This window comes from Paraburkholderia sp. GAS32 (assembly GCF_050434225.1).
Classification (GTDB): domain Bacteria; phylum Pseudomonadota; class Gammaproteobacteria; order Burkholderiales; family Burkholderiaceae; genus Paraburkholderia; species Paraburkholderia madseniana.
The window spans coordinates 20,807-46,523 of record NZ_JBNPVS010000032.1 but is presented as its reverse complement, the minus strand read 5'-3'; the positions used below and the strand labels follow the sequence as shown (position 1 = coordinate 46,523).

At 60.6% G+C, this 25,717-nt stretch carries 22 protein-coding genes; 5 read left to right on the top strand and 17 right to left on the bottom strand.

Annotated features, from left to right (window positions below; all coding sequences use genetic code 11):
- Window positions 1-157: 157 nt before the first annotated feature.
- Both P3T25_RS31485 and P3T25_RS31480 read left to right on the top strand, forming a co-directional pair.
- Entirely contained in the window at window positions 158-856 is a 699-nt protein-coding gene (locus P3T25_RS31485; protein WP_171928547.1) for an IS6 family transposase, read from the top strand.
- 373 nt (window positions 857-1,229) lie between these two features.
- Window positions 1,230-1,457, top strand: a complete 228-nt coding sequence (locus P3T25_RS31480) for a hypothetical protein (RefSeq protein ID WP_154565334.1) — start codon at window positions 1,230-1,232, stop codon at window positions 1,455-1,457.
- Window positions 1,458-1,691: 234 nt separating this feature from the next.
- Here P3T25_RS31480 and P3T25_RS31475 read toward each other — a convergent pair whose 3' ends face one another.
- The 7 genes from P3T25_RS31475 to P3T25_RS31445 form a co-directional block, all read right to left on the bottom strand.
- Entirely contained in the window at window positions 1,692-3,188 is a 1,497-nt protein-coding gene (locus P3T25_RS31475; RefSeq protein WP_168435900.1) for an efflux transporter outer membrane subunit, read from the bottom strand.
- A gap of 17 nt (window positions 3,189-3,205) precedes the next feature.
- Window positions 3,206-6,310 carry an efflux RND transporter permease subunit gene (locus tag P3T25_RS31470; RefSeq protein WP_429360804.1) on the bottom strand — a complete coding sequence of 1,035 codons (3,105 nt, stop codon included), beginning with the start codon at window positions 6,308-6,310 and terminating at the stop codon, window positions 3,206-3,208.
- Between the two features lie 16 nt (window positions 6,311-6,326).
- Window positions 6,327-7,601 carry an efflux RND transporter periplasmic adaptor subunit gene (locus P3T25_RS31465; RefSeq protein WP_154565337.1) on the bottom strand — a complete coding sequence of 425 codons (1,275 nt, stop codon included), beginning with the start codon at window positions 7,599-7,601 and terminating at the stop codon, window positions 6,327-6,329.
- A gap of 268 nt (window positions 7,602-7,869) precedes the next feature.
- Complete coding sequence (locus P3T25_RS31460; protein ID WP_171928550.1) at window positions 7,870-9,264, bottom strand: heavy metal sensor histidine kinase; 1,395 nt, start codon at window positions 9,262-9,264, stop codon at window positions 7,870-7,872.
- Window positions 9,261-9,932, bottom strand: a complete 672-nt coding sequence (locus tag P3T25_RS31455) for a heavy metal response regulator transcription factor (protein WP_154565339.1) — start codon at window positions 9,930-9,932, stop codon at window positions 9,261-9,263. The genes P3T25_RS31460 and P3T25_RS31455 overlap by 4 nt, the downstream gene beginning before the upstream one ends.
- A 673-nt stretch (window positions 9,933-10,605) precedes the next feature.
- Window positions 10,606-10,857 (bottom strand): hypothetical protein, encoded by a 252-nt coding sequence (locus P3T25_RS31450; RefSeq protein ID WP_166618277.1) that lies wholly within the window; start codon window positions 10,855-10,857, stop codon window positions 10,606-10,608.
- A gap of 265 nt (window positions 10,858-11,122) precedes the next feature.
- Window positions 11,123-11,944, bottom strand: a complete 822-nt coding sequence (locus tag P3T25_RS31445; RefSeq protein WP_171928551.1) for an aldo/keto reductase — start codon at window positions 11,942-11,944, stop codon at window positions 11,123-11,125.
- A gap of 151 nt (window positions 11,945-12,095) precedes the next feature.
- Between P3T25_RS31445 and P3T25_RS31440 the strand changes: the two genes are divergently transcribed.
- Together P3T25_RS31440 and P3T25_RS31435 are read left to right on the top strand one after the other, a co-directional pair.
- Window positions 12,096-13,040, top strand: coding sequence for a LysR family transcriptional regulator (locus P3T25_RS31440; RefSeq protein ID WP_154565341.1), 945 nt, complete (start codon window positions 12,096-12,098; stop codon window positions 13,038-13,040).
- The gene (locus tag P3T25_RS31435) at window positions 13,037-13,597 is read left to right on the top strand and encodes a class I SAM-dependent methyltransferase (RefSeq protein ID WP_429360800.1); all 561 of its coding nucleotides are present in this window, start codon (window positions 13,037-13,039) and stop codon (window positions 13,595-13,597) included. Before P3T25_RS31440 ends, P3T25_RS31435 begins: the two co-directional genes overlap by 4 nt.
- Before the next feature lie 164 nt (window positions 13,598-13,761).
- Here P3T25_RS31435 and P3T25_RS31430 read toward each other — a convergent pair whose 3' ends face one another.
- The 6 genes from P3T25_RS31430 to P3T25_RS31405 are packed head-to-tail and all read right to left on the bottom strand — an operon-like array spanning window position 13,762 to window position 19,910.
- The gene (locus P3T25_RS31430; protein WP_171928553.1) at window positions 13,762-15,303 is read right to left on the bottom strand and encodes an amidohydrolase family protein; all 1,542 of its coding nucleotides are present in this window, start codon (window positions 15,301-15,303) and stop codon (window positions 13,762-13,764) included.
- 29 nt (window positions 15,304-15,332) lie between these two features.
- Window positions 15,333-16,214, bottom strand: a complete 882-nt coding sequence (locus tag P3T25_RS31425) for a carbon-nitrogen hydrolase family protein (protein ID WP_154565343.1) — start codon at window positions 16,212-16,214, stop codon at window positions 15,333-15,335.
- Window positions 16,211-17,023, bottom strand: a complete 813-nt coding sequence (locus P3T25_RS31420) for an ABC transporter ATP-binding protein (RefSeq protein ID WP_429360797.1) — start codon at window positions 17,021-17,023, stop codon at window positions 16,211-16,213. Before P3T25_RS31420 ends, P3T25_RS31425 begins: the two co-directional genes overlap by 4 nt.
- Before the next feature lies 1 nt (window position 17,024).
- Window positions 17,025-17,924, bottom strand: a complete 900-nt coding sequence (locus tag P3T25_RS31415; protein ID WP_154565345.1) for an ABC transporter permease — start codon at window positions 17,922-17,924, stop codon at window positions 17,025-17,027.
- Window positions 17,921-18,982: an ABC transporter substrate-binding protein gene (locus P3T25_RS31410; RefSeq protein WP_199203072.1), complete on the bottom strand. Its 1,062-nt coding sequence runs from the start codon at window positions 18,980-18,982 to the stop codon at window positions 17,921-17,923. Before P3T25_RS31410 ends, P3T25_RS31415 begins: the two co-directional genes overlap by 4 nt.
- A 10-nt stretch (window positions 18,983-18,992) precedes the next feature.
- Window positions 18,993-19,910: an ABC transporter substrate-binding protein gene (locus P3T25_RS31405; RefSeq protein ID WP_171928555.1), complete on the bottom strand. Its 918-nt coding sequence runs from the start codon at window positions 19,908-19,910 to the stop codon at window positions 18,993-18,995.
- 478 nt (window positions 19,911-20,388) lie between these two features.
- Here P3T25_RS31405 and P3T25_RS31400 point away from each other — a divergent pair, with 478 nt between their 5' ends.
- On the top strand, window positions 20,389-21,120 hold the full coding sequence (locus tag P3T25_RS31400) for a GntR family transcriptional regulator (RefSeq protein ID WP_154565347.1): 732 nt from the start codon (window positions 20,389-20,391) through the stop codon (window positions 21,118-21,120).
- A gap of 12 nt (window positions 21,121-21,132) precedes the next feature.
- On the opposite strand, the gene argE is transcribed toward P3T25_RS31400, so the two are convergent.
- The 4 genes from argE to P3T25_RS31380 form a co-directional block, all read right to left on the bottom strand.
- Window positions 21,133-22,329, bottom strand: a complete 1,197-nt coding sequence (gene argE / locus P3T25_RS31395) for an acetylornithine deacetylase (protein ID WP_429360794.1) — start codon at window positions 22,327-22,329, stop codon at window positions 21,133-21,135.
- Window positions 22,330-22,484: 155 nt separating this feature from the next.
- Complete coding sequence (locus P3T25_RS31390; protein ID WP_429360792.1) at window positions 22,485-23,984, bottom strand: amidohydrolase family protein; 1,500 nt, start codon at window positions 23,982-23,984, stop codon at window positions 22,485-22,487.
- A gap of 38 nt (window positions 23,985-24,022) precedes the next feature.
- Complete coding sequence (locus P3T25_RS31385) at window positions 24,023-24,871, bottom strand: ABC transporter permease (RefSeq protein WP_233465028.1); 849 nt, start codon at window positions 24,869-24,871, stop codon at window positions 24,023-24,025.
- A complete protein-coding gene (locus tag P3T25_RS31380; protein WP_233465029.1) occupies window positions 24,864-25,715 on the bottom strand; it encodes an ABC transporter permease in 852 nt (283 codons plus the stop codon). Before P3T25_RS31380 ends, P3T25_RS31385 begins: the two co-directional genes overlap by 8 nt.
- Window positions 25,716-25,717: the final 2 nt, after the last annotated feature.

The following is a 25,717-nucleotide window of genomic DNA, read 5'->3' as shown; positions in this document are numbered from 1 at the left end:
TCCGTGCACCAGCAGCCGGCCTTCGGCGGATTTTGTTCCACCGTTTCACACGGACGTTCGAACATCGGTTCCGTCCAGACAACGGACCTTTGTGGGTTCTGTCGCAATAAGGCGGTCCGCTATGATGTGCGGAACAAGATTAATGACTAAAAGCTTGATGAAGACGCTGAATCCGGCCGTGGCTCGAGTGCTCAAACGCCTGCATTACCCACTTGATGTAATCCTGACGTGCGTGCGTTGGTACGTGTCTTATGCGCTAAGCCTGCGAAACCTGGAAGAAATGATGGAGGAGCGAGGCATCTCGGTCGATCATTCAACCGTGCATCGCTGGGCCCTCAAGCTGTTGCCGGTGCTGGAGAAAGCGTTTCGCCGTCACAAACGCCCTGTCGGCAAGAGCTGGCGCGTCGACGAGACCTACATTAAGGTCAAGGGCCAATGGAAATACCTGTATCGCGCCGTCGACAAGGACGGTAACACCATCGATTTTCTGTTGCGGGCCCATCGGGATAAGGCCGCGGCGCGCCGGTATTTCGAAAAATCGATCGCCCAAAATGGCGAACCCGAGACGGTGACGATCGACAAAAGTGGCGCCAATCTGGCTGCGCTGGAAGCCATCAACGCCGAGCGCGAAACGCCCATCAAGATCCGCCAGACGAAGTACCTGAACAACGTCATCGAACAGGACCACCGCGCGATCAAGCGGCGCACCCGACCCATGCTCGGGTTCAAGAATTTTCGGTGCGCCCGCATTCTGCTTGGTGGTATCGAGGTGGCGCACATGATCGCCAAGGGGCAGATGAAAGACAACGGCGCCCGACAAATTCCTGCTGAGCAGTTCTATTCGTTGGCTGCATAGGTAGTCCTGTTCACATCAGACTTTGCTCACCTTGAAATCGTTATCGCGACAAAGCCGCCTACAACGTGACAACCCCCACGTGTGTTCAGGTCACCGGACAGTTGACCGTTTTCACATGCATGTCTTGGCAGGGATATGCGTGTGGCCGGCGCGGCGTTTCGTTGCGAGCGGAGGAGTAGGCCGCTCCATTCGGCGAATCTGCGCACCCTGCGATCGATGCGAGCAGAGCCGAGATGACAATCAGACGGTTTAATGTAGGTAGTCGCGATAACATCAATTGAACCCCAATGGACTGAGTTGACGGACCGCGTCGATTGTTTCCACTGTCGAAAAAGATCGACGATTCCGTTTTTTCCATTGTTGCGTCGTACGCATGAACCCGACATGGCCCGAAAATGACCTTTTGGTAATGTGTGACGTGACCTGGCAGGGTGTTGAAAAGCATCTTGTGGCCGTGGTCCGCAGAGGGGTAAACGCCATCGAATACGACAACATGGTGCACAACGTTGTGTCCATCGATGCCATTCTCGCGGATAGCAGCGAGGCGCGCTTCGAGTCGTTGAAGAATCCCGCACACGGTGCGCGTCTCGAGCGGAGATGATTTATCAAAACCTCATATGGGCTCCGTGTGACGCGTGCAGGGTCCGCGGATACAAGCAGAGGGGCGATTTCACATGCATATTCTGATTGCGGCAGGGCACGCCAGCGTAGTCGACTACGGTGCCATCCGATGTCTGTCGGTTCGAGGTGAGATGGCGCGATTGCGACTGGGTCGCGCAACCGGCTAGCACGATCGCAAACGCAAAAATCGTACAAAGTCGTTTCATGATCTGTTTTATCGCGGTTGGTTTGACGGGAACGTCGAGACGAGTGAATCGGACCGATTCCACCAGCCGCCGCCCACGGCCTGGAACAAGGCTGCGGTATCCGCCAGTCTGGCGGCCCTTGCCTGTATCGACGCAATGCGCGCCATTTGCCAGGTCTGCTCCGCGGTCAGCACTGACAGATAAGACGCTTCGCCTGAGCGCAGCTTTTCACGTTCGATAGCCACACTGCGCGAGGCAGCCTGCTCCGCATTGACGGTCGCCTGCAACGTCTTCGCGTCCGCCTGCACGCTCTGCAATACATCGGCAACGTTCTGAAATGCGTTGATCACCGTTGAGCGGTATTGGGCGCTGGCCTGATCGAATGCCGCCTGCGCCGCGCGCTGGCGATGCAGCAGCGCTCCACCCTGGAAGATCGGCTGGGCGACCTTCCCGACAATGGTGAAGAACTGGTTGTACGGCGTAAATGCGTTCGCGATGGCACTGGGCGAAGTTCCCAGGGCGGCTGTCAACGAAATTTGCGGCAACCGATTGGCGATCGCGACACCCACCTGCGCGCTAGCCGCATGCAATGCCGCAGACGCGGCAAGAATGTCGGGCCGGCGCTCCACGAGGGTCGATGGCAGACTGACGGGAAGATCCTCGGGTAGGTGCAAGGAGGACAGGTCGAAATCGGCCGCGACATCCTCGTTCGGAAAGCCGCCCATGAGCGCGATCAACGCGTCGCGCTGCAGCGCCAGTTGTTTCTCGAGCGGCGGTATCGCGGCCTGCGCCTGCGCAAGCACTGCTTCCTGTTGCAGGACGTCCGCCTCGGCAATTTCACCGAGCATGCTTTCGCGCCGGAGAATGTCGAGGAGTTCGACATGGGCTTTGATCACCTCCTGCTGCGCAGCGATCTGCCCGCGCAGCGAAGCAACGTTGAACGCTGCAAGCGCGAGATTGCTGCTCAACGTCAGATAGGCCGCTTCCAGTTCGAAACGCTGATTGTCGGCTTGCGCGGATACTGATTCGATCATGCGGCGATTCAAGCCGAATGCGTCGAGTGAATACGACACGGTCAGCTCGCCCGTGTAGAGCGAGTAAATGCGCTGGTTGTTCGCGGCGACGGGTGCAAGGCTCGCCGTGGCCGTTTCATTTCTGCTGCCTGACGCGTCGACGCCGATGCTCGGAAAGAGCGTCCCCCTCTGGCTCAGCATGTTCTCACGGGCCACGGCAAGCGCGGACTGTGCGGCAGCGATGGTTGGGCTCGCCTTGAACGCGCGGTCGATCATCGTGTTGAGCTCCGGCGACTGGAACAGCGTCCACCATTGGCCCGGAATATCGCCGCCAACAGCGAATTGCTGCGCCTCTCCCACTGCGCCGGGGGCCGCAGCGGTCTTCGAAGGCAGCGGAGCCTGCGTGTAACCCGCGCCGCTTGGGGCGGCCGGCTGCCTGAAGTCAGGACCTACCGCGCAGGCCGCCAGCAGTAGTGGGATCAACAGCGTGGATGAACGTTTGAGAGCGATCACGTTATAGCCTCCTTCTATCATTCTGCGAATTGCGTTTCGCGCTCGGGGACGTGCGCAAGACGCGCCGTGCTTTTGCGGCGATCGAACCAGGGATAAACGGTTGGCAAAACCAGCAGTGTCAGTAAGGTCGCCGACACGAGACCGCCAATGACGACTGTCGCAAGTGGACGCTGAACTTCCGCCCCGGAGCTCATCGAGAAGGCCATCGGCAGGAAGCCGAGGCTCGCTACGGTTGCCGTCATGAGGACAGGCCGCAGCCGGGTCGCGGCAGCGTGTTTCGCAGCCTCGACGGCACTCAGGCCGCGAGCGCGCGATTCGACGATGCTGCTGACCAGCACGACGCCGTTGAGCACGGCAATACCGAAGAGCGCGATAAAACCGACCGCAGCGGAAATACTGAACGGCAGCCCGCGTATCCAGAGGGCGAAAATGCCGCCGATTGCTGCAAACGGCACGTTGCAGAAGATGAGCGCTGCAAGGCTGGCACTGCCGAACATCAGGTAGAGCAACGCAAAGATCGTGACAAGCGAGATGGGCACCACGACGTAAAGGCGCGCCATTGCGTCCTGCAGGTTCTTGAAGCTGCCGCCCCACGAAACCGTATAGCCGGGCGGAAGCTTGACCTGCGTCTCGACTGCACGTTGTGCGGCGACGACGAAGCCGGCGAGGTCGCGCCCTCGCACGTTGGCCTGAACGAGGATGACGCGCCGGCCCTCTTCGCGTTCAATGGTCGATGGTCCCGGCTCCATGCGGATGTCCGCCACCTCCGACAACGGCACTTCACGGCCATCGCCATTGCTGATGCGTAGCGCACCGATTCGCGTCACATCGTTGCGATCCTGCGACTGCATGCGAACCCGGATGCTGAACTGGCCCTCACCGTCGACAATCGTCCCAATCGTGCGCCCGCCCAGCGACTGAACCATATCGAGCACCTGGCTAGCATTCAGCCCGTACCGGGCAACCGCGTCGCGCCTGACGATGACACGCACGTAAGGCTGGCCTATCGTCTGCTGCGCCTGTACATCAGCCGCGCCCGGCACTCGTGAAATCACGGCCGCCACCCGCTCGCCCGTATCGTGCAGCGTTTGCAGATCGTTGCCATGAATCTGCACGGCAACATCGGCCTGAACGCCCGCGATCATGTCGTCCATGCGCATCTGGATCGGTTGCGCCCAATTGAGCGCCAAGCCCGGAACAGCGCGATCCAGCGCCGCGGAGTACTCGGCGACGAGCCCGTCCTGGGTTTGCGCCGTCTTCCACTCGGACTGCGGCTTCAGCATGATGAAGGTGTCGCTTTGCTCCACGCCCATCGGGTCGGTCGGAATCTCCGAGCTGCCGCCGAGCGTGACAGCCGACTGCACTTCGGGAAAGTGCATCAGCGTGCGTTCGACCATGGTTTGCGCCTGGACCGCCGACGGCACGGAAATGCCGGGCAGCTTCGTCGTCGTGACGGTCAGCGCCCCTTCGTCCAGGCGCGGTAAAAATTCAGCGCCCAGCCTCGTGGCGGCGAAGGCCGCGACCGCGAGCAACGCGACGGCGAGCCCCATCGTCAGCGCAGGCTGTTGCGCGGCACGCGCGAGAATCGGCTCATAGCGCAGGCGCACCCAGTGAAGGATGCGGCTCTCACGCTCTGCGACCTTGCCGCGCAGCAACAGGCTAGCGAGCACCGGCATGACCGTCAGTGTGAGGACGAGCGACGCGAGCAGCGCGAAGATAACGGTCATCGCCATCGGCCGGAACATTTTGCCTTCAATACCCTGAAGGCTCAGTATCGGCAGGTAGACGGCCGTGATGATGAGGACCGCGAACGTCACAGGCCGGGAGACTTCTTTTGCTGCCTCCTGCACGAGCGGGCGTAACGGCTGATTCGGCGCTTCGGAACGCCGCCGCACGACGTTTTCGATCATCACCACTGCACCGTCGACAAGCAGGCCGAAATCGATCGCGCCGAGACTCATCAGATTGCCCGACATTCCCGTACCGTACATGGCGATGACGGCGACGAGCATCGACAGCGGAATCGCCATTGCGACGATCAGCCCTGCACGCGCATTCCCGAGCAGCAAAAGCAGCACCGCGATGACGAGCACGGCACCCTCGACCATGTTGTGAGCGACCGTATGCAGCACCCGGTCCATCAGGTCCGCACGGTTGTAGTAGGGCGCAACCTCCACGCCGGGCGGCAGCGTCCGGTTGATCTCCTTGATTGCGTCCTGCACGCGCTGCGCAACGACGCGCGTGTTTTGCCCGATGCCCATCAGCACGACGCCGACGACGGCTTCGCCTTTGCCGTCACGCGTGACCGCGCCGAGCCGAGGCATTGGCGCTTCGTCGATATGCGCCACGTCATGAACGTAAAGCGGCGCACCGCCCGCAGCGGTACGAAGCACGATGTTGCCGATGTCGGTCGTGTTACGCAGCAACCCCTCGCCGCGGATGATCGATTCTCCGCCGTTGTGCTCGATTGTCGCGCCGCCTGTTGCGCCGTTGTTCATCTGAACGGCATTGAAAATGTCGCCGACCGACAGGCCATAACGCGTGAGCGCATTGTCGTCGACCTGCACTTCGTAGGTCTTCAGGAGGCCGCCGTTCACATTTACGTCGACCACGCCTTCCACCTGGCGCAGCTTCGGTGAGATCTGCCAGTCGAGCAGCGTGCGCAACGTCATCAGCGACTGGCCGTGGCCACGTACCTGAAACTGATAGATCTCGCTCAGGCCATCCGACAGCGGCCCCATCTGCGGCGCGCTGGTGCCGGGTGGAAGCTGTATCGTCTGCAACCGCTCACCGACCAGATTGCGGTCGAGGTACAGGTTCGTATCGTCGGCGAATCGCACGTAAATCACGGAGAGACCGTAACGCGAAATTGAGCGCAGGCTCTGCATGCCAGGCAAGCCCTGCAGCGCGAGCTCGACTGGCGCCGTGATCGAGCGCTCGACATCGACTGGCGCGAGCCCGGGCGCCTGGGTCGTCACCAGCACCTGCTGCGGCGAGATGTCCGGCTCCGCATCGAAAGGCAGCCGTTGCATGCTGTATAGCCCGGCTACAATCAGGACGGCAACGAGAATCAACACGGCGGCGCGATTTCGCAGTGCTGCCTCGACAAGTTTGGTAATCATGGCATACGCTCGCGGATTAGCCTTCGTCTGGAATGGAGCCCTTCATGAGCGCAGCCTTCAGCCAGTAGCTGCCGTCGGCGACGACGGACGTGCCGGCCGACATGCCACTGAGAATCTGCGTCATGCCGTCGGCGGCGTAGCCGGTGCGAACGGCGCGCCACGTGAAACGGCCGTTGCCGGAAGGAATGAATACGGCTGTCTGTCCATTCACATCCTGGAGCGCCGTGTCGGGCACAAGCGTCGTGTCCCGACCGAGCGGCGACTGGATCTCGACCGTGCCGAACATGTTTGCGCGAAGTGAGCCATCACCGTTAGGCAACTCGCAGCGGACCGCTACGGTGCCGGTGTTGATGTCGACCTGGTCGGCGACATCGATGACACGGCCGGTGAACTGTCGATTGCCATACGCATCAATGTGGACAAGCACCGTTTGACCGGGGCGTACGTCTGCGGCCTCGCGCTCAGGGACGTTGGCTTGGACCCACATTGTCGAAAGATCGGCCAGCGTCGCAATCGGCGACGACGTGTCGACTATGTCGCCGGCGGCCGCGCCCACGTTGCTGATGACACCGTCGAACGGCGCGACGAGCGCACCTAACGAATCGCCCGGGCTCAGTCGGGCCAGCGTGGCCGTTCCATTGCTTCGATTCGCCGGCGCACCGATCGGCATCAGGCGCTGCTGCATGCCCTGCCACTTCTGCAGGTCTGCTTGCCGCGACTTCAGCATGGCCTGTGCATTGACCACGGCAGCACGGCGGCGGTCGAGCTCGCTCTGCGCGATACCGCCTCCGGTGACGAGCTCGGTGCCGCGCTGCAGTGCTGCATTGGCCGCATCGGCTGCAGCCCGCGCGTCCGCCACCGCGGCGGACGCGCTTGCGACCTGACTACGTACGTCGCTCAAGTCGAACTCGTCGAGCGTGGCGAGCCGTTGCCCCGCACGCACATGGTCACCCGCGGCGACATCGACAGCAACGACCCTTGCCTTTGAAGGAGAGCCTAGCTGCGCGAGCCGCTTCGCGTTGAATGCGACAATGCCGGTAGCGGCAATGGTATGCACACCGGGCCGAAGCTCCGCTTTCGCGAACTGCAATTTGACGTTCGCGAGCGCCTCGGGTGAGAGGTCTACGGTAGTGGGCAACGGCGGAGCCTGATCGACTGCCGTAGCTGGCAGCGCTGACTCGGTAGCCGCGGGGGAAGTCCGCGAGTGAAGGGAAAGCAGGGCACCGCAAAGAATGAGGATGCCCGCTCCCCCGACAGACAGCTGCAGACGCTTGCGATAGCGAATGTTCACGATAGCTCTCGATGTTTGAACAGACCTTAGGACTCTGAGGTATGGCGACGGCTTCCCTCAGTGCTGGAGAGCGTATTGTCGTGTTGCGCGTCTGATTACGAGGTGGCGGGAAGATGTCATTTCGGACACCTTGGGAAGGCACGCGCAGAATGCGCCGTTGGCTTGCCGACGGAAGGCGGACGCGGGCGCGCCATCTTGCGCGGTTCAGCTAACGGAACTCTGGGAGAAAAGGATGCCGCGTGATTGCGCGGAACGGCGACTCAGGGTGTCACGCGGTAACGGAAGGAAAGTAAAGCGTGAAGGTCGTCAAGCCGGCGCGGCTCACGACGTCGACTCGGCCACGATGCAACTCCATGATCGATCGTACGATGGCAAGGCCCAGCCCCATGTTCTTCGCCGACCCTTGCCGCGCAGAATTGATACGATAAAAGCGGTCGAAGATCTTGCCGATATGCTCCGGCGGGATGGTTTGACCGTTATTCGTGACTTCCACGGCGACGTACTCGCCAGACCGGTAGGCGCGCAGCGCGATCTCCGATTCGGCGTCGGCATGCGCAAGCGCGTTCGATACGAGGTTGCTGACGGCGCGTCGAAGCATCGACGGATCGGCGCGAACCTGGATTGCGCCGTCGATGCCGAAATGGACGCCCTTGTTTTCGGCCACTCCTTCAAAGTACGAGGTGAGCCTTGCGAACTCTTCATGGCAATCGAGTACGTCCAGCCGAAGCGGTTCCTTTGAGTGGTCCGCTCGCGCGAGGAACAGCATGGTCTCGATCATCCGTTGAAGGCGCTGGCATTCTTCGATGTTCGAGTCGATAAGCGCTTCGTATTCCTCGGTGGATCGCTGACGCGAAAGCGTGATTTCGGATGCGCTGATCATGTTGGCGAGCGGCGTGCGCATATCGTGCGCCAGATCGGACGAGAACTGCGAGAGTCGCTCAAATGCACGTTGAAGCCTGTCGAGCATCCGGTTCACTGGACCCGCGATGTCATGGAGTTCGACGGGACCACCGCCTATATCGAGGCGCTCGCCAAGATTGTGGGCTTCGATGCGCGAAATTCGCTGGCCGATGGTTTTGACCGGCGACAATCCCCGCTTTGCGATGGCGTAGCCAAGCAAACCCATCAGCGCGGAACCACCGAGGAGCACGAGCCATACATCGCCTTGATACTCGCGAAGAACGGAGTCGCGCGTCGCCGCTTCATGTGAGAGCAGCACGCGTATCGCTTCGCCTGAAGGCAGCGTTTCGTCGCCGAATACGCAGCGCGAAGGCCCGATGGACGGGGGAGAGCATGAATAAGGCTGTTGTTCTGCCGGATTGCCCGACCCAATCGACCGCAAGCGCTGGTCCCGCCGGCCCGAGTCGGCCAATACCCTTCCTTGACTATCCAGTATGGCGAATGAGATTGCGGGATGCGCGAGCAATTCCTCTCGAAACAGGTCGCTATTGCTGCCAATCGCCTCCGCCGAGCCGTATCTGCGAGCGGCCGCCAGAAACTCGTCGAGCTTGACCGAAATCTCGCTGTCGTCGCGTTGCCTGAGTTGGCTGGAGAGCGAATGATAGAGGAGGCCGCCGGCCATCGAGAGCACCAATATGGCGACGATGGTAAACGCGAGACTCAGACGCCTGAGCAGCGAGTACGCTCCATCCACGGCAGTCATGGTCGCTCTTCCATCACATAGCCCATGCCACGGACCGTATGGATTAGTTTCTTCTCGAATGGGTTGTCGATCTTTGTGCGCAGACGTTTGACAGCCACTTCAACAACGTTCGTATCGCTGTCAAAGTTCATGTCCCAGACCTGTGACGTGACGATTGTGCGCGTGACCACTTCGCCCTGCCTCTCGGCGAGCAGTTTCACAAGCGTGAATTCCTGCGCAGTCAGGTCGATGCGTACGTTCCCGCGACGCACACGGCGCCTGACGAGGTCGATTTCCATATCGCCGACACGCAGCACGGTGTCGACCGATTGCGTGGGTCTGCGCAGCACCGCGCGAATTCGCGCAAGAAATTCGGAGTAGACGAACGGCTTCGCCAGATAGTCGTCCGCCCCTGATTCAAGTCCGGCGACCTTGTCTTCGACCGCATCGCGCGCGGTCAGGAGGAGCACAGGTGTGCGTTTTTGCGCGCGTAAGCGCTTGAGCACCTCAAACCCGTCGAGGCCCGGGAGCATGACGTCGAGTACGATGAGATCGTAGTCTTCATGGAGCGCGAGAAACAAACCGTCGTTGCCATCGTTAGATACATCGACGATGAAGCTTGCCTCCATTAAGCCTTTGCGAAGGTACGAGGCCATCTTCGGTTCGTCCTCGACGATCAGGATACGCATGATGAAAACCCTCTCGCACAGCAAGTCGTGCATTCAATGCAGATCGTACATGACGCTAATTGCGTCTGCGCAGCGTATCGCGCTGAGGCAGCGTCAATCAAATGCCGATACTGGCAACTCTCTTGACATCGCCTCGGCAGTGCTCTTCGAAACGGCAGACAGATAATTATAGAAAGACATCCTTGCGTCAAGATGGACGGGAAATGACAAAAAAGTCATGAATCGGGACACTTATCCGCTCATGGCTCAAGCGTAGTTGACGACGATAAAGCAGGGACAGGGGCTGGTGGCAATATTACGGCTCCAGTGCCGCAATGAGGCCTGTCCGCTGTCGCAATCAGACTGACATTCGCGGTTGGGCGCTTGCGGCAGGGGCATGATGGTGATCGTCAATCACCGCCACCATCGCGTTGTTGTCACTCGTCACTACGTCTGGTACGAAAAGCCAAACGCATAAATTCACGGCTTTCCGGCCTCGGAGTCAGCCACACAACCAATTTTCTGTCGACAGTTCGTCGGCCTATTGCGACACGTGTGACCTGCCCGCTGTCGTGTTCGGTGAACGTCCGCGTCTCGTAGATGCAAGGAACAAGTGGTGGCTCACTCCGGGCATCCAAATCCAAACATGACGTCGATGTAATGCAAGCGTCAGGACACCGGGATTAAGCCAGCCTTAAAAAGCAGAATGAGCAGTTGCTCGCGGTGCCGCCGCACGCTGCGCCGCCTGCTCCTGTGCGTGCTGTTTCGCGAGATGGTGACCGACAATACATCCGCCTACCGCGCCGACCACCGCGTGATGACCGGCGTAATGACCGGCCACACCACCGACGACAGCGCCCTTAAGGCAACCGGCGGCGTTTGCCGTTCCGACGCTTGCAAGAAGGAGTGCTGCTGCGACCAGCCTGAATTTGCTTCCAGTTTTCATGTTGTTTGTACGCGTGTGTCGGGGCCCAACCCGAGTTGGAGGCGGTTTGCTCAATTTCAACCTTCCGTTTCGCCGCTCTGAAGTAGTAGGGTTGTTGCTTCCGAGGCAATGTTTCGCGTGAGTTGAAATTGATTGCCGCAATCGACGGCGGTTCACGCGAGAATCTGAAGTTCTGTTAAACGGATGTCGATGAATCAACTTCGATTGCGCACCAGAGCCGCGGCGATGACTAGCGGACGGACTGCCTGCGGTGCGAAGACAACGGTTACGCGTCCCATTCCGGCGCGAACGGCGGAGTGACGAAACGGTGGTTCTTCGGCAACACCGCAATAGCGTGCCGGTCATCATCGTCGAGTTTCACCGCCAGCGCGTCGAGATTGGATTTCTGACTTTCGCGGCGTTGAGCCTTAGGAATAACGGCCACCCCGTTCTGTTCCAGAAGCCACGCAAGAGCAACCTGGGCAGCGGTCACGCCATGCTTGACGCCGATTCCCTGAAGTACGGGGTCGCTCGCTGCCCTGCCTTGTGCAAGCGGGGCATAGGCGACGAGTGGAATGCCTTTCTGACGCAAGTAGCTCAGCATTTTCGACTGGTCTAGATACGCGTGGTATTCAATCTGGTGGCAGGCGATGGGTGCGCCGATTTCCTCGATAGCTTTTCGCAGCATCGTCATGTTGAAATTGCACACACCAATTGAGCGGACTGTGCCGTTCTGCAGAAAGCCTAGCATTGTCTCCATGATGGCGCTGAGGTCCATGTCACGCGACGGCCAATGCACCATGTACAGGTCAACATAGTCGACACCGAGCTTTCCGAGGCTGGCGTCCAGCGCGCGCCGGAGGGACTCCGGCTTGAGGTTCTCGTGCCATACCTTGGTCGTCAGATGCAGTTGCTTTCGTGCGAGACCCGACGCGGCAATTGCGGCGCCTACAGCTTCCTCGTTCTGATACATCTCGGCAGTGTCGATGTGTCGATATCCGAGCTCCAGCGCGCTTTCGACTACCGGCTGGCAGCCGCCACCCGGCATACGGTATGTGCCAAATCCGAGGCGTGGCAGTTCAATTCCCTGTGTCTTCAAAGTTTCCATTGATGCATTCCCAAGCCGGTTCAGGTCTGCAGCGAAGGCCGCCGCAGCGTTCAGGAGGACAATTTCTCATTTTTTGATTGTTGAATAAAGTATGTGCTACTCAAATCACTCGTGATTAAACTATCTAAATGAGACGAGCATTGGAGAGGGCATGACGTTTGATGGTCGGTTGTTTTCTGGCATCACCGTACTTGCCGCAGTCGCGGAGAGCGGCAGTTTCGTGCGCGCAGCAGACGCTCTCGGATTGTCGCCATCGGGCGTTAGCCGTGCTATTTCACGTCTCGAGAAGCGGGTAGGCGTACGGCTGCTTGACCGGACGACGCGCTCGCAGACGCTGACCGACGAAGGGAGGCGTCTATTTGACGCGGTTGGTCCGCATCTGACAGGCATCGAGGAGGCGGCTTCGGCGGCATCGGGTTCAGCGAATGTTGTGCAGGGAAAGCTTCGTGTTAACGTTGACCCGTTCTTTTCAAGGACGGTGCTGGCGTCACGATTGCCAGATTTTCTGGCACATCATCCTGACCTTTCGCTCGAACTCATCATGCGCGACGACGTCGGCGACCTCGTGGCAGATGGATTTGACCTTGCGGTGCGCTTTGGGCCCCCGCCGATGGGAACATTGATTGCGCGCAAGCTACTCGAGACGCGCATCATTACGGTCGCCTCTCCACGGTATGTGGCTGAGCACGGGAAGCCAGGAAATCCGCAGGAGGTGGGCAAACATGAGCGAATCATGTTTTATAACCCGGTCACGGCCAAGCCCTTTGAGTGGGAGTTCCATCGCGGTAAGAAGGTCACGGAGATACCCGCGGAGGGCCGCCTCCTTGTGTCGGACGTGGAAACCATGCTCGGCGCGTGTATAGCCGGCGCTGGCATCGCCCAGGTGATGGAGATTGGCGTCGAGCAGGCAATGCGTGATGGCTTGCTCGTGGACCTCTTCCCGGACTGGTCGGACGAAAGATTTCCGCTGTATGCGCTCTTTCCATCCCGGCGCCATCGAGCTGCGAAAGTTGAGGCGTTCATCAATTTCTGCCTCGAGTCATTATCGGCAGCGGCACCCGTTGCGCACGTTCGACGTCGCAAGCAGGATCGTTGACAGCCAGGACATGGGTTTCGACCAGGTTGCCGATCATCCATGGACCAAGAAATCTGAACTTGCCGACTCCGTTCGCCGATTCATCATTCGATGCGGTCATCTCAGTGGACGTCATGGTTCATCTTCGTAACCGTGAAATGTTCTTCGATGAAATGGCGAGACTGTTGGTACCTGGCGGCAGGCTCTTGCTTACCGATGCTGGCGTTATCACCGGACCGATCTCCAACGAGGAGGTTGAGCGGCGAAGTTCCAACGGATACACGCAGTTTGTGCCTCCCGGAGGCAATGAGAATCTGCTCGGAGCTGCCGGAGGCATGCTACGTACGAGCTTTTGCATGAATTCCACCGCCGCAGCGAGGCAAACGCCGCCCACCACCAATATGGCGCCTATCCCAGTTTCGAATCGATCAACGTCGCATCCAGCGGTCCGAAGTGCTCCACTACAACGGCGATTTCGGTCATGCCCAGCAGGATCGCCTCTGCAACCTGCGCTATCAGATCTGCTCAAGCCTGGCGCAGCAGTCAGGCAGGCCGTTCACCGAGGTTGCCGGACTTGATGCCTTCTTCGTCGTAGAAGGAAATGGTGGCCGGATCGACGTCGCCTGACGCGTGCGGGAGCGGATGCAGCACTTTGGTCTCCGGCGCGGCGAAATATCGCTCGAACGACCGCTCGTCGCGCATAGGATCTGAAGTCAGAACTTCGGGGGCATGTGTCTTCCGATCAAGTTCGTGACGAGGGAGCATAGAAGGGCTCCCGCTTGGGCGTCTGCGCAAAATATTCGCTGTAGAACGCCTTCACGTAAGGAAACACCGCTGAACCCAATTCACGTTTAGCCTGATCCTGCGAGGCGCGCGGTTTCGCCAGTGTCTGCTCGATCTCGCGCAGAATCGCATCGCGATCCACGCGGGTGAAGCGGCCTTCGTGATACACAACCTCGCCCTCGATCATCACGGTATCGACGGCATTCGTCTTGGCGCGCTGCATGAGTGCATCCAGCATGGGAATGTTGTCGTCCTGATACGGATACGTGGCGGTCTTCCAGTTTATCAGCACCAGATCGGCCAGACGTCCGTTTTCCAGACACCCGATTTGTGCGCCGAATGGGGTGGTTCGAGCGCCGTCCTCAGTGGCCATTTTCAATATCTGCGGGCAAGTCGGCACGTCATCGTCCATTCCCGGCGTGCGGTGTACGCGCAGTGCGAGGCGCATCTCCTGCAACATGTCGCGGTCTTCGTTGATACCGGCTTCGTCGAGTCCCATGCCGACCGTCACACCGTATTTCGAAAACGCGTTCAGGGGCGCCACGCCACTGCGCAAGCGTAGATTCGAACTGCAGTTGTGGCAGATGCAGGTGCCGGTATGGGCGACCATTTCGATGTCTGCTTCCGTCAGCCACACGCCATGGCCAAGGGTTAGCGACGGACCGAGCAGACCGAGATCGTTCAGGTGCGCGACGGCCGTCTTGCCCGTTCGGCGGCGCGCGTATTCCTTCTGATAGGCGGTTTCGAGCAAATGCATATGCATCGGTACGCCGGCTTTGTCGGCGCGTTCCTTGATGGCAAGCAGTGTGTCATCGCTACACCAGTGCAGGTTAGCAGGCGCAAGCTGAATCCGAGTCAGCGATTGGCCTTCGTTGTCCTGCACTAGCATGTCGAACAACTGCAGATGGTCGGCCAGAGGGACCTGCTGCGCTTTCAGATACGCAGCGAGCTTCGCTCCGATGTCCGCCGGCAGACGTTTAACGAAGTCTTCGTCGGCTTCGTAGACGAGCAGATTCTGCTCGCGCACGGCGAAGCTGTACGACGCGCGCATGCCGATGTCCTGATACGCTTTGAGAACGCCTGAAGCGGCTTCATGTATCGACGACAACGGACCCGGTCGCCAACCGTGGATGTGCTGCACAGTCGTAATGCCGGACGCGATCATTTCGAAGGCGGAGTACAGGGTATCGAGGTAAAGATCGATCTCGCGTGCACCCATCCGGCTTGCAAACCACAGTTCCAGCGCGTGGTCCGGAGAGCCATGTTGCAGCGGCGTCAGGCCGACGTGATGGTGACTGTTGACGAAGCCAGGCAGCAACACCGTATCGGGCGAGCCGAGACGCGGCACGTTCGGATATTTTGCGATCAGCTGTTGCGCATCGCCGATCTCGACAATCACGCCGTCGCGTTGATACAGCGCACCGTGGCGGATGATGTCGGCGGTGTGCCGGTTGGTAACGCCCTTCACGATCCACCCAGCGACAATCAATGTTTCGGACATGGTTGCTTTCACCTGAATAGAGGAATGGTTCAGAACGATGGCGTGTCATATAGATCGACACGCCGGTGGTCGAAGTAGGTCAGCTTTTCGCGGGTCGCCGCGATGTCTGCAAGCGCGAGCGTCGCGCTGACGATGCCGGGCCCTTCGTTGCCGCGTCGGTGCGCGAGCATCGCGCCGTCGGCAGCGATCACACACGACTCGCCATAGTTGTCGATGCGCGCGCCATCGAGGAATTCGTCTCCGATCTTGTTGGCGCAAACAACCGCCAGCCCATTCTCCCGCGCGTGGGTGCGCAGTTCGCCGACGAAGAAATCCATATCGTCGCCCCCGCTGCCCGCGACGGGCACGAGGACGAGATCCGCACCGGTCGCACGCAACGCGCGCCAGCATTCCGGAAAGCGGCGGTCGTAGCAGACCAGAACGCCGATGCGCCACGAGCCTACCTGCACCACGTGCAGTGCGTCGCCGGGCGTGAAGTGCGCGGCCTCGTCGTAGCCGGGCGGCGGGTCGTCGCCGACTGGCAGGTGAAGCTTGCGCGCAACCGGGCCGGCGCGCAGCGGCTTGCCGTTGGCGTCGAAGCCGAGCACGGCGTTGTGGTACCGGCCAGTCGCGGGATCGACTTCGTAGAACGGTACGAACAGGGTGACGCCACACTCCTTGGCCAGCGTGGAGCAGCGTGCGGCGAGGGGACCGTCGGCGGGCTCCGCCCAGTCACGATATTGCCCGCCCGGCGCGCTTGCGAAGTACGGCACCATGGAGAGTTCGGGCAAGACGATCAACTGGGCGCCTTCAGCGGCGGCGGCGCGCACGGCGGCAAATGCTGCGGCCTCGTTGTTGGCGAGGTCGGTCGTGCAGGGAGGCAATTGCAGTGCAGCGACGCGAAGTGTGCTGAGGGCTACCGACAAATTCATCGGACCCGCTCCTGCTCGGCGAAGGCGCGATCGACTTCATCGCGCATCAGGTCGGTCAGGTGGACGCTGAGATCGTGGAACGCGCGGCTGCGCGTGTCCCGCGGACGAGGCAGATCGACCGGAATGATGGTCTTGATGCGCCCGGGGCGTGCCGTAAACACGACGATACGGTCGGCGAGCGCAATGGCTTCGTCGATGTGGTGAGTGACGAACACCATCGACACGTTGCTTTGCTGCCAGACCTGGGTCAGGAAATCCTGCATCTTCGCACGCGTTTGCACGTCCAGCGCGGCGAACGGCTCGTCGAGTAGCAGTATCTCGGGTTTCAGCGCGAGTGCACGCCCCACTGCTACTCGCTGGCGCATGCCGCCCGAGAGCTGGTTGGGCCGTTTGTCGATGGCTTCGGACAAGCCGACGCGCTCGAGAATTTCCTCTGCGACACGCCGCCGGTTTTCCTTGGGCATGTGCTGCATTTTCAGGCCGAAGGTGATGTTTTCTCCCACGCTTAGCCACGGAAAGAGTGAGGCGTCCTGGAAGACGAGTCCGCGGTCCGTGCCCGGTTCGCGCACCTCCGCGCCACCGCACACGATGCGGCCGCTGGATACCTGTTCCAGTCCTGAGATTAGATAGAGCAGTGTACTTTTGCCGCACCCGCTTGGGCCCAGGAACACGACGAACTCGCGGCGCGCAATATTCAGATCGATGTCACGCAAGGCAACGAACGGTGCTCCGTCTGTCTGCCATGTCTTGCCGACGCCCTTGCAGGTGACGAGCGGCGGTTGCACGGAAGTTGATTCATTCTGGCTCATATCATTTCCCCAGGCCGTTATTCGGAACCCAGAACAGCACTTTGCGCTGGACGATCCGCAACGCAACGTCGAAGGCAAAGCCGGTGATGCCGATCAGCGTCATCGTGAAGAACGACAGGCTCGAGTTGAAGGTATTGCGCGCGAGCATGACAACCTGGCCGAGCCCGCTGCCGACGCCAGTTGCTTCCGCCACCAGCACCACCATCCATGCGCCGAACAGGTTCATGCGCAGCACCATGAAGAGCGATGGCAGGATGGCCGGCAGAATCACGTGGCGGAAAGTCTGCGCGCGTGTCGCGCCCATCACAGCGGCGACGTTGAGATGGGTGCGGCTGACGTTGTCGATCTGACTGATCGTCGAGACGGTCATGACGAAAAAAAGCGAAATGAACACCATGAATACAGCGGGTGCATTACCGATTCCGAACAGGAAGATCGCAACCGGCAGCCACGCGATCGGCGAAATGGGTGCCAGCAGCGTAATAGTCGGTAGGGTGAGGTTGCCGAACAGGCGGAAGTAGCGGATCGCGATGCCCATCGCCACGCTGCAGACGAAGCCCAGCACCAGGCCGCTTAACACCCGCAACGTTGTTGCGACGATGGTCATGGCGAGCGACTTCAGCGCTGTTGCGTTCGAAGTCTCGCCAATTACATCAGTCGGAATGAAGTACTGTGCTTGCGATGCGAAGTTGCGCAGGAAGATATGCGGCGGCGGCAACAGAAGGGGATCTGCCCAACCTGCGGCCCACGCCAATTCCCATGCGGCAATGAAGCACGCCAGCGAGGCGACGCCCCAACCAAGTGGCACGAGTCGCCGGACAAGGTCGGAGCGTGGCCGGCCACTTGCTGCCGGGCGCACCACGCGCCGGTGCGCGAAGAGGGTCGTCGGATCGGCTTTCATGCGGATTTCAGCTTGAGCTGGCCATAGAGATCGCTGTTTTCCTTAATCACCTCATTGAGCGGCCCCCAGTCGAACATTTCGGGGCCGGGCAGCCGCTTGATGTAACGGAGATCCTTGAGGTTCTGCGCGCGCTGCAGGATGAAATTCTGGTTGCTTCGCTGATCGATCATTGCCGGCTGTTTCGAGGCCGCATCGAGTGTGGCGTCATAGCTCGTCTTGAAGTATTTCCCGACGGTGTCCTTGACAGCCGAAGCACGGTCCAGCTCTTCCTGATGCTGGGCGACCATCATTGCCTTGATCAGCGCCTTCACCGCATCGCGGTTTTCGTGTAGCAGCTTGCTGCGCACGGCAAGAACGCAGTCGCTGTAGTTCGCGCCGTAGACGTCAACGCCGTTCGAGAGTTGCACAGAGCCCGGCCTCGCTTTCAATGCCTGCGTTGCGTAAGGCTCGATGTGGCACATCGCATCGACGTTCCCGGCGATAAAAGCCTGCGCGAGTTCCGGCGACGTACCGAAGTAGCGCACCTTGACGTCGGCGAAGCTCATTCCGGCTTTCTTCAGGTAGTCGTAGGGCAACATTTCGAGCGTATCTGCCTGGAATGTGCCGATGGTTTTGCCACGCAGTTGCGCCGCCGACGTGATGCCCGGCTGCGCGACGATTACGCAACCCTGCGCGCCCGAACCTGCAACGATCTTGATTGGTGCGCCGGCATCGTAGAGCGTCATGAAGTTGGTGTACGGAACGACGGACACATCCACCACGCCCGCGCCGAACAGCGCGGCGATGTCGGCGTTCGACGGCGTCGTCACGAAGTCGAGCGTGACGCCCTGCGCGAGATTGCGTTCCTTGACGAGAAAGAATGGGCAATTGCACAGACCCGTGCCGTGCGTCGCCTTGAGGGTCAGCGGGCCGGCCGCCATAGCCTGTGGAAGATAAGCACCACCCAACGCCGCGGCGCCGGCCAGGCACGCGCCGCGCATCAGAAATTCGCGTCGCGTGCTGCCGAGTTCGGTCAATGGGTAACCATCCGGGTCTTGCTGAACAAATTTCCTGAACATCGCGTGGTCCTTAGAGAGGTTGAACGGCAGATGGGGATATGAAAGTTTCCGCAGGCGACTGCGCAAGCGTTTGTGCCAGCAGGTCGAAGCTGAAGATCTCTCCGATCGAGCCAGAAACCTGCATTCGTCCGAGTGCTTCCAGCGACTGGGCACGCGCGAGAATGCACTCGCGAAGCGGGCGAATATCGATGATTGGCGGCTGCGCAGCGATGCCGGCCAGCAGTTCATCGAACGTGAATTCGGGGTAGCGGTGCGCGCTGGCGCGCAGGGCTTCGCGGGGATTGTTCGTGATCGCTTCCTGCGCATCGAGCATCGCGCGCAAGGCCGCGCGGATGATCTCAGGATGTGCGTCAAGAAAGCTCTTGCGGGCGACGAGCAATGTGTCGGGATAGTCGCCGCCCCATGCCTGCAAGCCGTCGCAAAGTACCTCGAAGCCGCGCATCCGAAGGCGGGAAATCCACGGTTCGATCAACGTCAGCGCCGCGAGGCGGCCGCTGGTCAGATCGTCGACCGCCTTGGCGAGCGATGGGTACAGCACGCGTTCGATCTGCACGGGGGCCATCCCGCGTACCCGCAGCGCATCGTGCAACAGGACTTCCATTGGATCGTCGGCGAAAGTCCCCACGCGCTGGCCACGCAGATCGCTCATCGAAAGGCCTGGCAGACCCATAAGCGCCATACCGAGCTTGCCACTGCCGCCGACAATTCGCAGCGGATCGGGCCGGGCATGATCGACCAGCGGCTGTGTAAAGCCTGTGGTGCCAAGGTCAGCCTCGCCGCTTCTCAGCAAGGCGGCGGTGGAACCGAACTGGGCCAGCGGCGGTGCTTCGACCTGCAGGCCATGGCGCTCGAACAGGCCGGCATCGACCGCTACGAACAACGCGAGATTAGAAAGCGCACTGCCGTGCGCGAGGAGCAGTTTTTGCATGACGGGTTCACGGGGGCGTCGGGAATCGCGTCGGCAGATGGGCTGCCGGATGCGAGGGCTTGGCCACGTTTTAGCGAAGACCGTGCCAGCGGGCATCGAGTTGTGTGCACTTTGATGGATCTCTTTGTTTACAGGATGATGGACATATTGTTTTATAAAATTATGGTTGTTTGTACACAATAATGCACCGACGAGCCTTCTGAAAATGCACCGCGATGTTGCCTAAAGGGCAATTTTGCACCGTCATGTCGCGCTAAGCACGCTCAATGGGCATCGCGTTGTGGACCCCTTTCCGGTGCGCTATAGGGAAGCAAATTCGCTTTCGCAGACGATTTGTTTTCGTTATGAAAATACAATTCGCCGTATAACTTGTGTGCAATATGGGCGATAATTCGCACTGTGACTGAGGTGTGCAGTCGGCGCAGTCAACCGCGCGCGTTGCCCTCATCGTGATCCAACTTACTACCAGGACCCTTTCATGCCGACTGATAAGAAGAGGGCAAAGACAGCCGACACTGAAGTGGCTGGCTCCTTTGACGGAGCTCATCGCCACGTGATTTACGAGCGCTTGATGAATGCGATTTCGGAGCATCGGCTGCAGCCCGGCACGAAGCTCGCCGAGGATCGGCTCGCCGCTATTTTTAGTGTGAGCCGTACCACGGTGCGCGCGGTGTTGCAGCAACTGTCGCACGAGCTTGTTGTGACCATCGTGCCGAATCGCGGCGCTTTCGTTGCGAGCCCGACGGTCGAAGAAGCTCGCGAGTTGTTCGAGGCGCGGCGTCAGATCGAATTGCCGATCATCGAAAAGGTGTGCCGTTGCGCCACGAAGAAGGACCTGGCGCGTTTGCGCGCGCATGTGGCACAGGAAGACGAGGCTCGTAAGCGTGATGACCGGCGTGCCACGGTGCGGCTATCAGGTGAATTCCACGTGATGCTCGCGCAGGTGTCGGGTAACCGCTTCATCGAGCGGACCATGCGTGGCTTGCAGATGCTCACGTGCCTGACGATCCTGCTCTACAACGCGCCGACTGCGCAGGCGTGCCTGCACGACGAACACGCGCGTCTGATCGACGCAGTGGAAGCGGGCAACGTCAAGCTGGCGCAAAAGCTCATGGACGAACATCTCGATCATATCGAAGCGACCTTGCGGCTGCATGGACCGGAGGAAGAGAACGACGACCTGGAGGCTATCCTCGTTCACGGCCTGTGATGCCGATGCGATTCAGGGTGCCGTGAGCGTGTCGAGTACGCGCCGCAGAAACTGGTCGCATTCGGCCAGCTGCGAGAGTTCGACGGATTCGTCTGCCTTGTGCGCATCGTCGATGCTGCCCGGGCCACAAATCACCGTGGGGATTCCCGCTTGCGAGAACAGGCCGGCTTCGGTGCCGAAAGTCACCTTGCGTGTTTCAAAGTCATTGCACAGCGTGCGCACGAGTCGCGTGATGGCGGCTTGCTCAGCGCTGTCGAGCGACAACGTCGTGCCGACCTTTTCAAACGAGATCGCCGCGGCATTGGAGACTTCGCGCATCTGTGGTTCGAGTTCCTCGCGGGCATAGCGGGCGATCTGTTCAAAGAACCTTTCCGGATCTTCGGAGGGCAGATTGCGGTATTCGAAGAAGAATTCGCAATCTTCGGGAATCGTGTTGATTGCGACGCCGCCCTTGATCAGGCCGGTTTGTGCCGTCGAAAACGGTACGTCGAATGCGCGATCGAACGGGCCGTTGCGGCGCAGGGTATCGGCCGTATCGCGGATTCGGCAGATCAGGCGCGCGGCGTATTCGATCGCGTTGACGCCGCTCGGCGTGCGCGACGAATGGGCGGCCACGCCCTTCACGCAGCATCGGTAGGCGTTGTTGCCCTTGTGAGCGACGACGGGCCGCATGCTGGTCGGTTCGCCGACGATGCAGCCTGCCGGCCGGATGCCGCGTTCCGCGAGTTCAGTCAGAAGCAGGGGCGCACCGAGACAGCCGACCTCCTCGTCGAAAGAGAAGGCGAAGTGAACAGGCTCGCGTATCCAGCGCTTCTGGATGTCGGGCAACAGGCCGAGCGTCACTGCGATAAAACCTTTCATGTCGCACGAGCCGCGGCCGTAGAGCCGATCGCCGCGGATGGTCGGATCGAAGGGATCACTTGACCAGTTCTGGCCGGTTACGGGAACGACATCGGTGTGCCCGGACAGCACGATGCCGCCATTCGTTTCCCCGTTAAAGGCCGGCAGTGTCGCGAACAGATTTGCTTTTTGCCTCGCCCTGTCATAGACCAGCAGCGTTTCTATCTGATGGGCTCGAAGGCGGTCCCGGATCGCTTCGATCAGGCCGAGATTCGAGCGGCTGCTCGTCGTATCGTAGCGAATCAGTTCGTCGGCCAACGCGAGATAGGCGGGGCGTTCGTTAGTGTTCAGTGTTGGCTTATCAAACATCACGTGTGCCGTCGGGCCCTCCGAATAACATCGAACGATTGTAGGCGGACGAAATTCGCAATGTGTACGTCAACGTATGCGGCCCCGCAAAGCTGCGCGTCGCAAGCCCGGCACCAGCTGGCATCTGGATTGCCTAGTGCAGGAGTCCGTCGTCGTCAACCGGCCAGTTTCGCTGTATGAGGTTGCCATTCGGCCTGAAGTGCCTGGGCGCGCGCGTAGACCTTCTCCATCTCCGCGCGCAGCGGCGCGACGGATTCATCCGCGAGGTCGAACTCCGCGCCCAATGCCTGATAAGCGGCGTTGATCTCCCGCAGCAGCGCGCCTTCATCGACGCGCGTGAGTCGTCCGTTCCGCATGACTGCCTCGCCCGCAACAAACACGCTGTCGATAGCGGCGCCGCGCTCGGCATACACCAGTTGCCGCACCGGATCGGTTAACGGCGTGAAGCTGATCGTGTCAGTCCGGTAAGCGACCAGGTCGGCGCGATAACCCGGCTCGATTGCACCGAGCTGGCTGCCTAGTCCGAGCGCTGTCGCGCCGCCAATTGTCCCCGCACGCAGCGCTTCAGCTGCGGACAACCAGCGCGAATAATCGTCGCCGCGTATCTTCGACACTGCTGCGGCGCTGCCAAGCACGTTGAGCATATTGACGGTGACCGTCGACGCGCAGCCGTCGGAGCCGAGACTCACGTTGACGCCCGCATCGAGCAGCGCTCGCACCGGTTGAATGCCCGAGCCGAGCATCAGATTGCTCCATGGATTGTGCTGCACGCTCGCACCCGATTGAGCCAGACACGCGATCTCCGCATCCGACAACCAGACCGCGTGGATCAGCGACGTGCCTGGCCGCAGAAATTCCAGTTCGGCAAGGCGCATCACCATGGACTTGCCGTAGAAGGCTTGCGCCGTTACCACCTGCAAGCGGGTTTCCTGAACGTGGATGATGACCGGCAGATCATGCGTGTCGGCGAATTTGCGGCAACGCCTGAGAAATTCTGGCGTGCAGCGTTGCGGCGCGGAAGGGGCAATCAGCATGCCCACCCGATCATGCTGGGGATGGTGATGCGCCAACTCGCTTTCCAGCAGCGCGAAGAACGCATCGGGAGAGGGCCGCGGCTGCGCACGTAGTTGCGCAAGCAGCGCGGGCGGGAAAATGCTGTCGACCTCCGGGAAGTTATCGACGATCGCGCGATCCATCATCGAGAACCCCACGAGCGCGCGAATCCCCGAGTCCTCGTAGGCCTGGAAGATAGCGTCGACGGCGGCGGGGTCAATGGCCTGACCGAGGCTCACGTCGTCGACGAGCGTGGTTGTGCCGCTGCGCAGCGATTCGAGCGCGCCAATCAACGTTCGCAGATAGACCTGGCGCGGCGTCAGCTTCACGGGGCGCGGCGCGCGCACGTAGTGCATCCACAACTCGAGCGGCAGGTTTTCGAGCCGTCCCTTGTGAAAATGCTCGTGCGAATGTTGATGGCCGTTGATGAGCCCCGGCACCAGCAGGCAGTCGTCGAGCGGTATGCATTCGCCGTCGGTCGCGCTGCCGCCCGGCACGATAGCGGCGATGCGCTCGCCTTCGATCACGACGTCGACGCGTCGCGGCTCATAACGCTGTTCGGTGCCCTGTAATGCCTTGACGTTGGAAAGTATCTTGCGCACGGGTTCTACCAGATCGAAGGAAGGGTGGACTGCGGCGGCTAGCGAAACTGCCGCGACAAGCCAGCGAGCCGCTCCATCAGCAGCATGGAAATCAAGGTGGCGATAATCAGCACGCCTGAGGCCGCAGCCGCACGGACGTCGAGGCTGTCCTCGATGATATGCCACAGGTGGATGGGCAGCACTTCGGATCGCGCGTCCGACAGGAACAGTGACAGCGCGACGTTATCGAACGAATTCATGAACGCAATGAACGCCCCCGACGCAATGCCCGGTACCAGCGCCGGCAGTACGACGCGGCGGAACGTGAACCAGCCGCCCGCGCCCAGGCATGTCGAGCTGTCGAGCAGCGCCGGATCGAGCTGCGCATAACTGGCCGACGTCGTGTACAGCACATACGGTGCGCACAGCGCGATATGTCCGGCGAGCAGACTGTAGAACGAGAGCCCCGCGCTTTCGAGGTTGAACAGGATCAGGATACCCAACCCCAGCGCCAGCGACGGAATGGTCAGCGGCGCCATGAAAAACGAATCCAGCAGTCGCGCAGCGAACGTGCGGCGGCGCGCGAGCGTCACTGCGGCGGCTACCGCCAGCACGGTCGCGCAGGCGGTCGCAGCGGCAGCCAGCTTCAGGCTCAACAGCAAATCGTCGATGATCTCCGGCGAATCGAAGATCAGCGCCTGATACCAGCGCAATGACAGTCCCGGCGGCGGAAACTTCAACGAGTAGCCCGATGTGAGCGACGTCACCAGTACGATCAGCGTGGGCCCGATCAGCATCAACAGCCCGATGCCGCCCATCAAGCCCATCACTGCATTGAACGACTGGCGACCTGGCTGGGTGCGGCGCGCCGGCATAACGCCCGGCGCGGCAAGCGTGGATTTAGCCATGGACAAACCCTCTAGTCTTGCGGCCGAAATAGTTGAGCAAGGTCACCACGAGCAGCACGCTCACCAGCAGAATCACGGCAAGCGTCGCCGCAAACGGATAGTTCTGCGTCTGGATGGCCTGTTCGTAGATGTAGAACGGCATGTACATCAGCTGGCCGCCGCCCACCAGGGTTTGAACCACGAACGCGCTGACTGCGCCGGTAAACACCAGCAAGGTTCCGCTGAGCAAACCCGGCATCGCAAGCGGCACTGTGATCTTCCACCAGGTACGCCAGCTGCTGGCGCCCAGCGCATGCGACGCCTCGGGCAAGCGCATGTCGAGCGAACTGAGCGTGGTGACGAGCGGCAACACCATCAACGGCAATTCGATCTGCGCAAGCGAGAGGATCACCGCCAGCGGCGTGTACAGGAGCTTGACCGGTTGGCCCGTGTGCCCGAGCGCCACCAGCAGCGCGTTGACCAGCCCTTCATTGCCGAGAATCACGACCCACGCAAACGTGCGCACCACCGAACTGGTCAGAAGCGGCAGCAGGATCAGCACGATCAGCACACGCCGCCAGCGCGGCGGGCTCACCACGTACAGATGCGCAACCGGATAGCCGAGCACGATCGTCACCAGCGTGGTCGCCACACCAAGCCAGAGCGTTTGCCAGAGGATGCCGCGGTTATATCCGTCGCCAAAGAAAACCATGTATTGGCGAATGCCGAAATGCGTCATGGCTGTGTCGTTGTGCAGGCTGATCAGCGCGACGAGCAAGAGCGGCACGCCCACAAACGCGATGAAGAACAGGCCCAGTGGCAGCACGAGCAGCCAGTCGCGCGGCATCCGGTGATTCGCGTTCATGA

What these genes read in the sequence shown, in the direction of transcription:
- P3T25_RS31400 (WP_154565347.1), top strand. Translation starts at nt 20,389, where the DNA reads ATGCCGACTGATAAGAAGAGGGCAAAGACAGCCGACACTGAAGTGGCT.
- P3T25_RS31380 (WP_233465029.1), bottom strand. Translation starts at nt 25,715, where the DNA reads ATGAACGCGAATCACCGGATGCCGCGCGACTGGCTGCTCGTGCTGCCA.
- argE (WP_429360794.1), bottom strand. Translation starts at nt 22,329, where the DNA reads ATGTTTGATAAGCCAACACTGAACACTAACGAACGCCCCGCCTATCTC.
- P3T25_RS31460 (WP_171928550.1), bottom strand. Translation starts at nt 9,264, where the DNA reads ATGACTGCCGTGGATGGAGCGTACTCGCTGCTCAGGCGTCTGAGTCTC.
- P3T25_RS31410 (WP_199203072.1), bottom strand. Translation starts at nt 18,982, where the DNA reads ATGTTCAGGAAATTTGTTCAGCAAGACCCGGATGGTTACCCATTGACC.
- P3T25_RS31415 (WP_154565345.1), bottom strand. Translation starts at nt 17,924, where the DNA reads ATGAAAGCCGATCCGACGACCCTCTTCGCGCACCGGCGCGTGGTGCGC.
- P3T25_RS31485 (WP_171928547.1), top strand. Translation starts at nt 158, where the DNA reads ATGAAGACGCTGAATCCGGCCGTGGCTCGAGTGCTCAAACGCCTGCAT.
- P3T25_RS31440 (WP_154565341.1), top strand. Translation starts at nt 12,096, where the DNA reads ATGACGTTTGATGGTCGGTTGTTTTCTGGCATCACCGTACTTGCCGCA.
- P3T25_RS31420 (WP_429360797.1), bottom strand. Translation starts at nt 17,023, where the DNA reads ATGAGCCAGAATGAATCAACTTCCGTGCAACCGCCGCTCGTCACCTGC.
- P3T25_RS31430 (WP_171928553.1), bottom strand. Translation starts at nt 15,303, where the DNA reads ATGTCCGAAACATTGATTGTCGCTGGGTGGATCGTGAAGGGCGTTACC.
- P3T25_RS31425 (WP_154565343.1), bottom strand. Translation starts at nt 16,214, where the DNA reads ATGAATTTGTCGGTAGCCCTCAGCACACTTCGCGTCGCTGCACTGCAA.
- P3T25_RS31385 (WP_233465028.1), bottom strand. Translation starts at nt 24,871, where the DNA reads ATGGCTAAATCCACGCTTGCCGCGCCGGGCGTTATGCCGGCGCGCCGC.
- P3T25_RS31445 (WP_171928551.1), bottom strand. Translation starts at nt 11,944, where the DNA reads ATGGAAACTTTGAAGACACAGGGAATTGAACTGCCACGCCTCGGATTT.
- P3T25_RS31470 (WP_429360804.1), bottom strand. Translation starts at nt 6,310, where the DNA reads ATGATTACCAAACTTGTCGAGGCAGCACTGCGAAATCGCGCCGCCGTG.
- P3T25_RS31455 (WP_154565339.1), bottom strand. Translation starts at nt 9,932, where the DNA reads ATGCGTATCCTGATCGTCGAGGACGAACCGAAGATGGCCTCGTACCTT.
- P3T25_RS31450 (WP_166618277.1), bottom strand. Translation starts at nt 10,857, where the DNA reads ATGAAAACTGGAAGCAAATTCAGGCTGGTCGCAGCAGCACTCCTTCTT.
- P3T25_RS31480 (WP_154565334.1), top strand. Translation starts at nt 1,230, where the DNA reads ATGAACCCGACATGGCCCGAAAATGACCTTTTGGTAATGTGTGACGTG.
- P3T25_RS31405 (WP_171928555.1), bottom strand. Translation starts at nt 19,910, where the DNA reads ATGCAAAAACTGCTCCTCGCGCACGGCAGTGCGCTTTCTAATCTCGCG.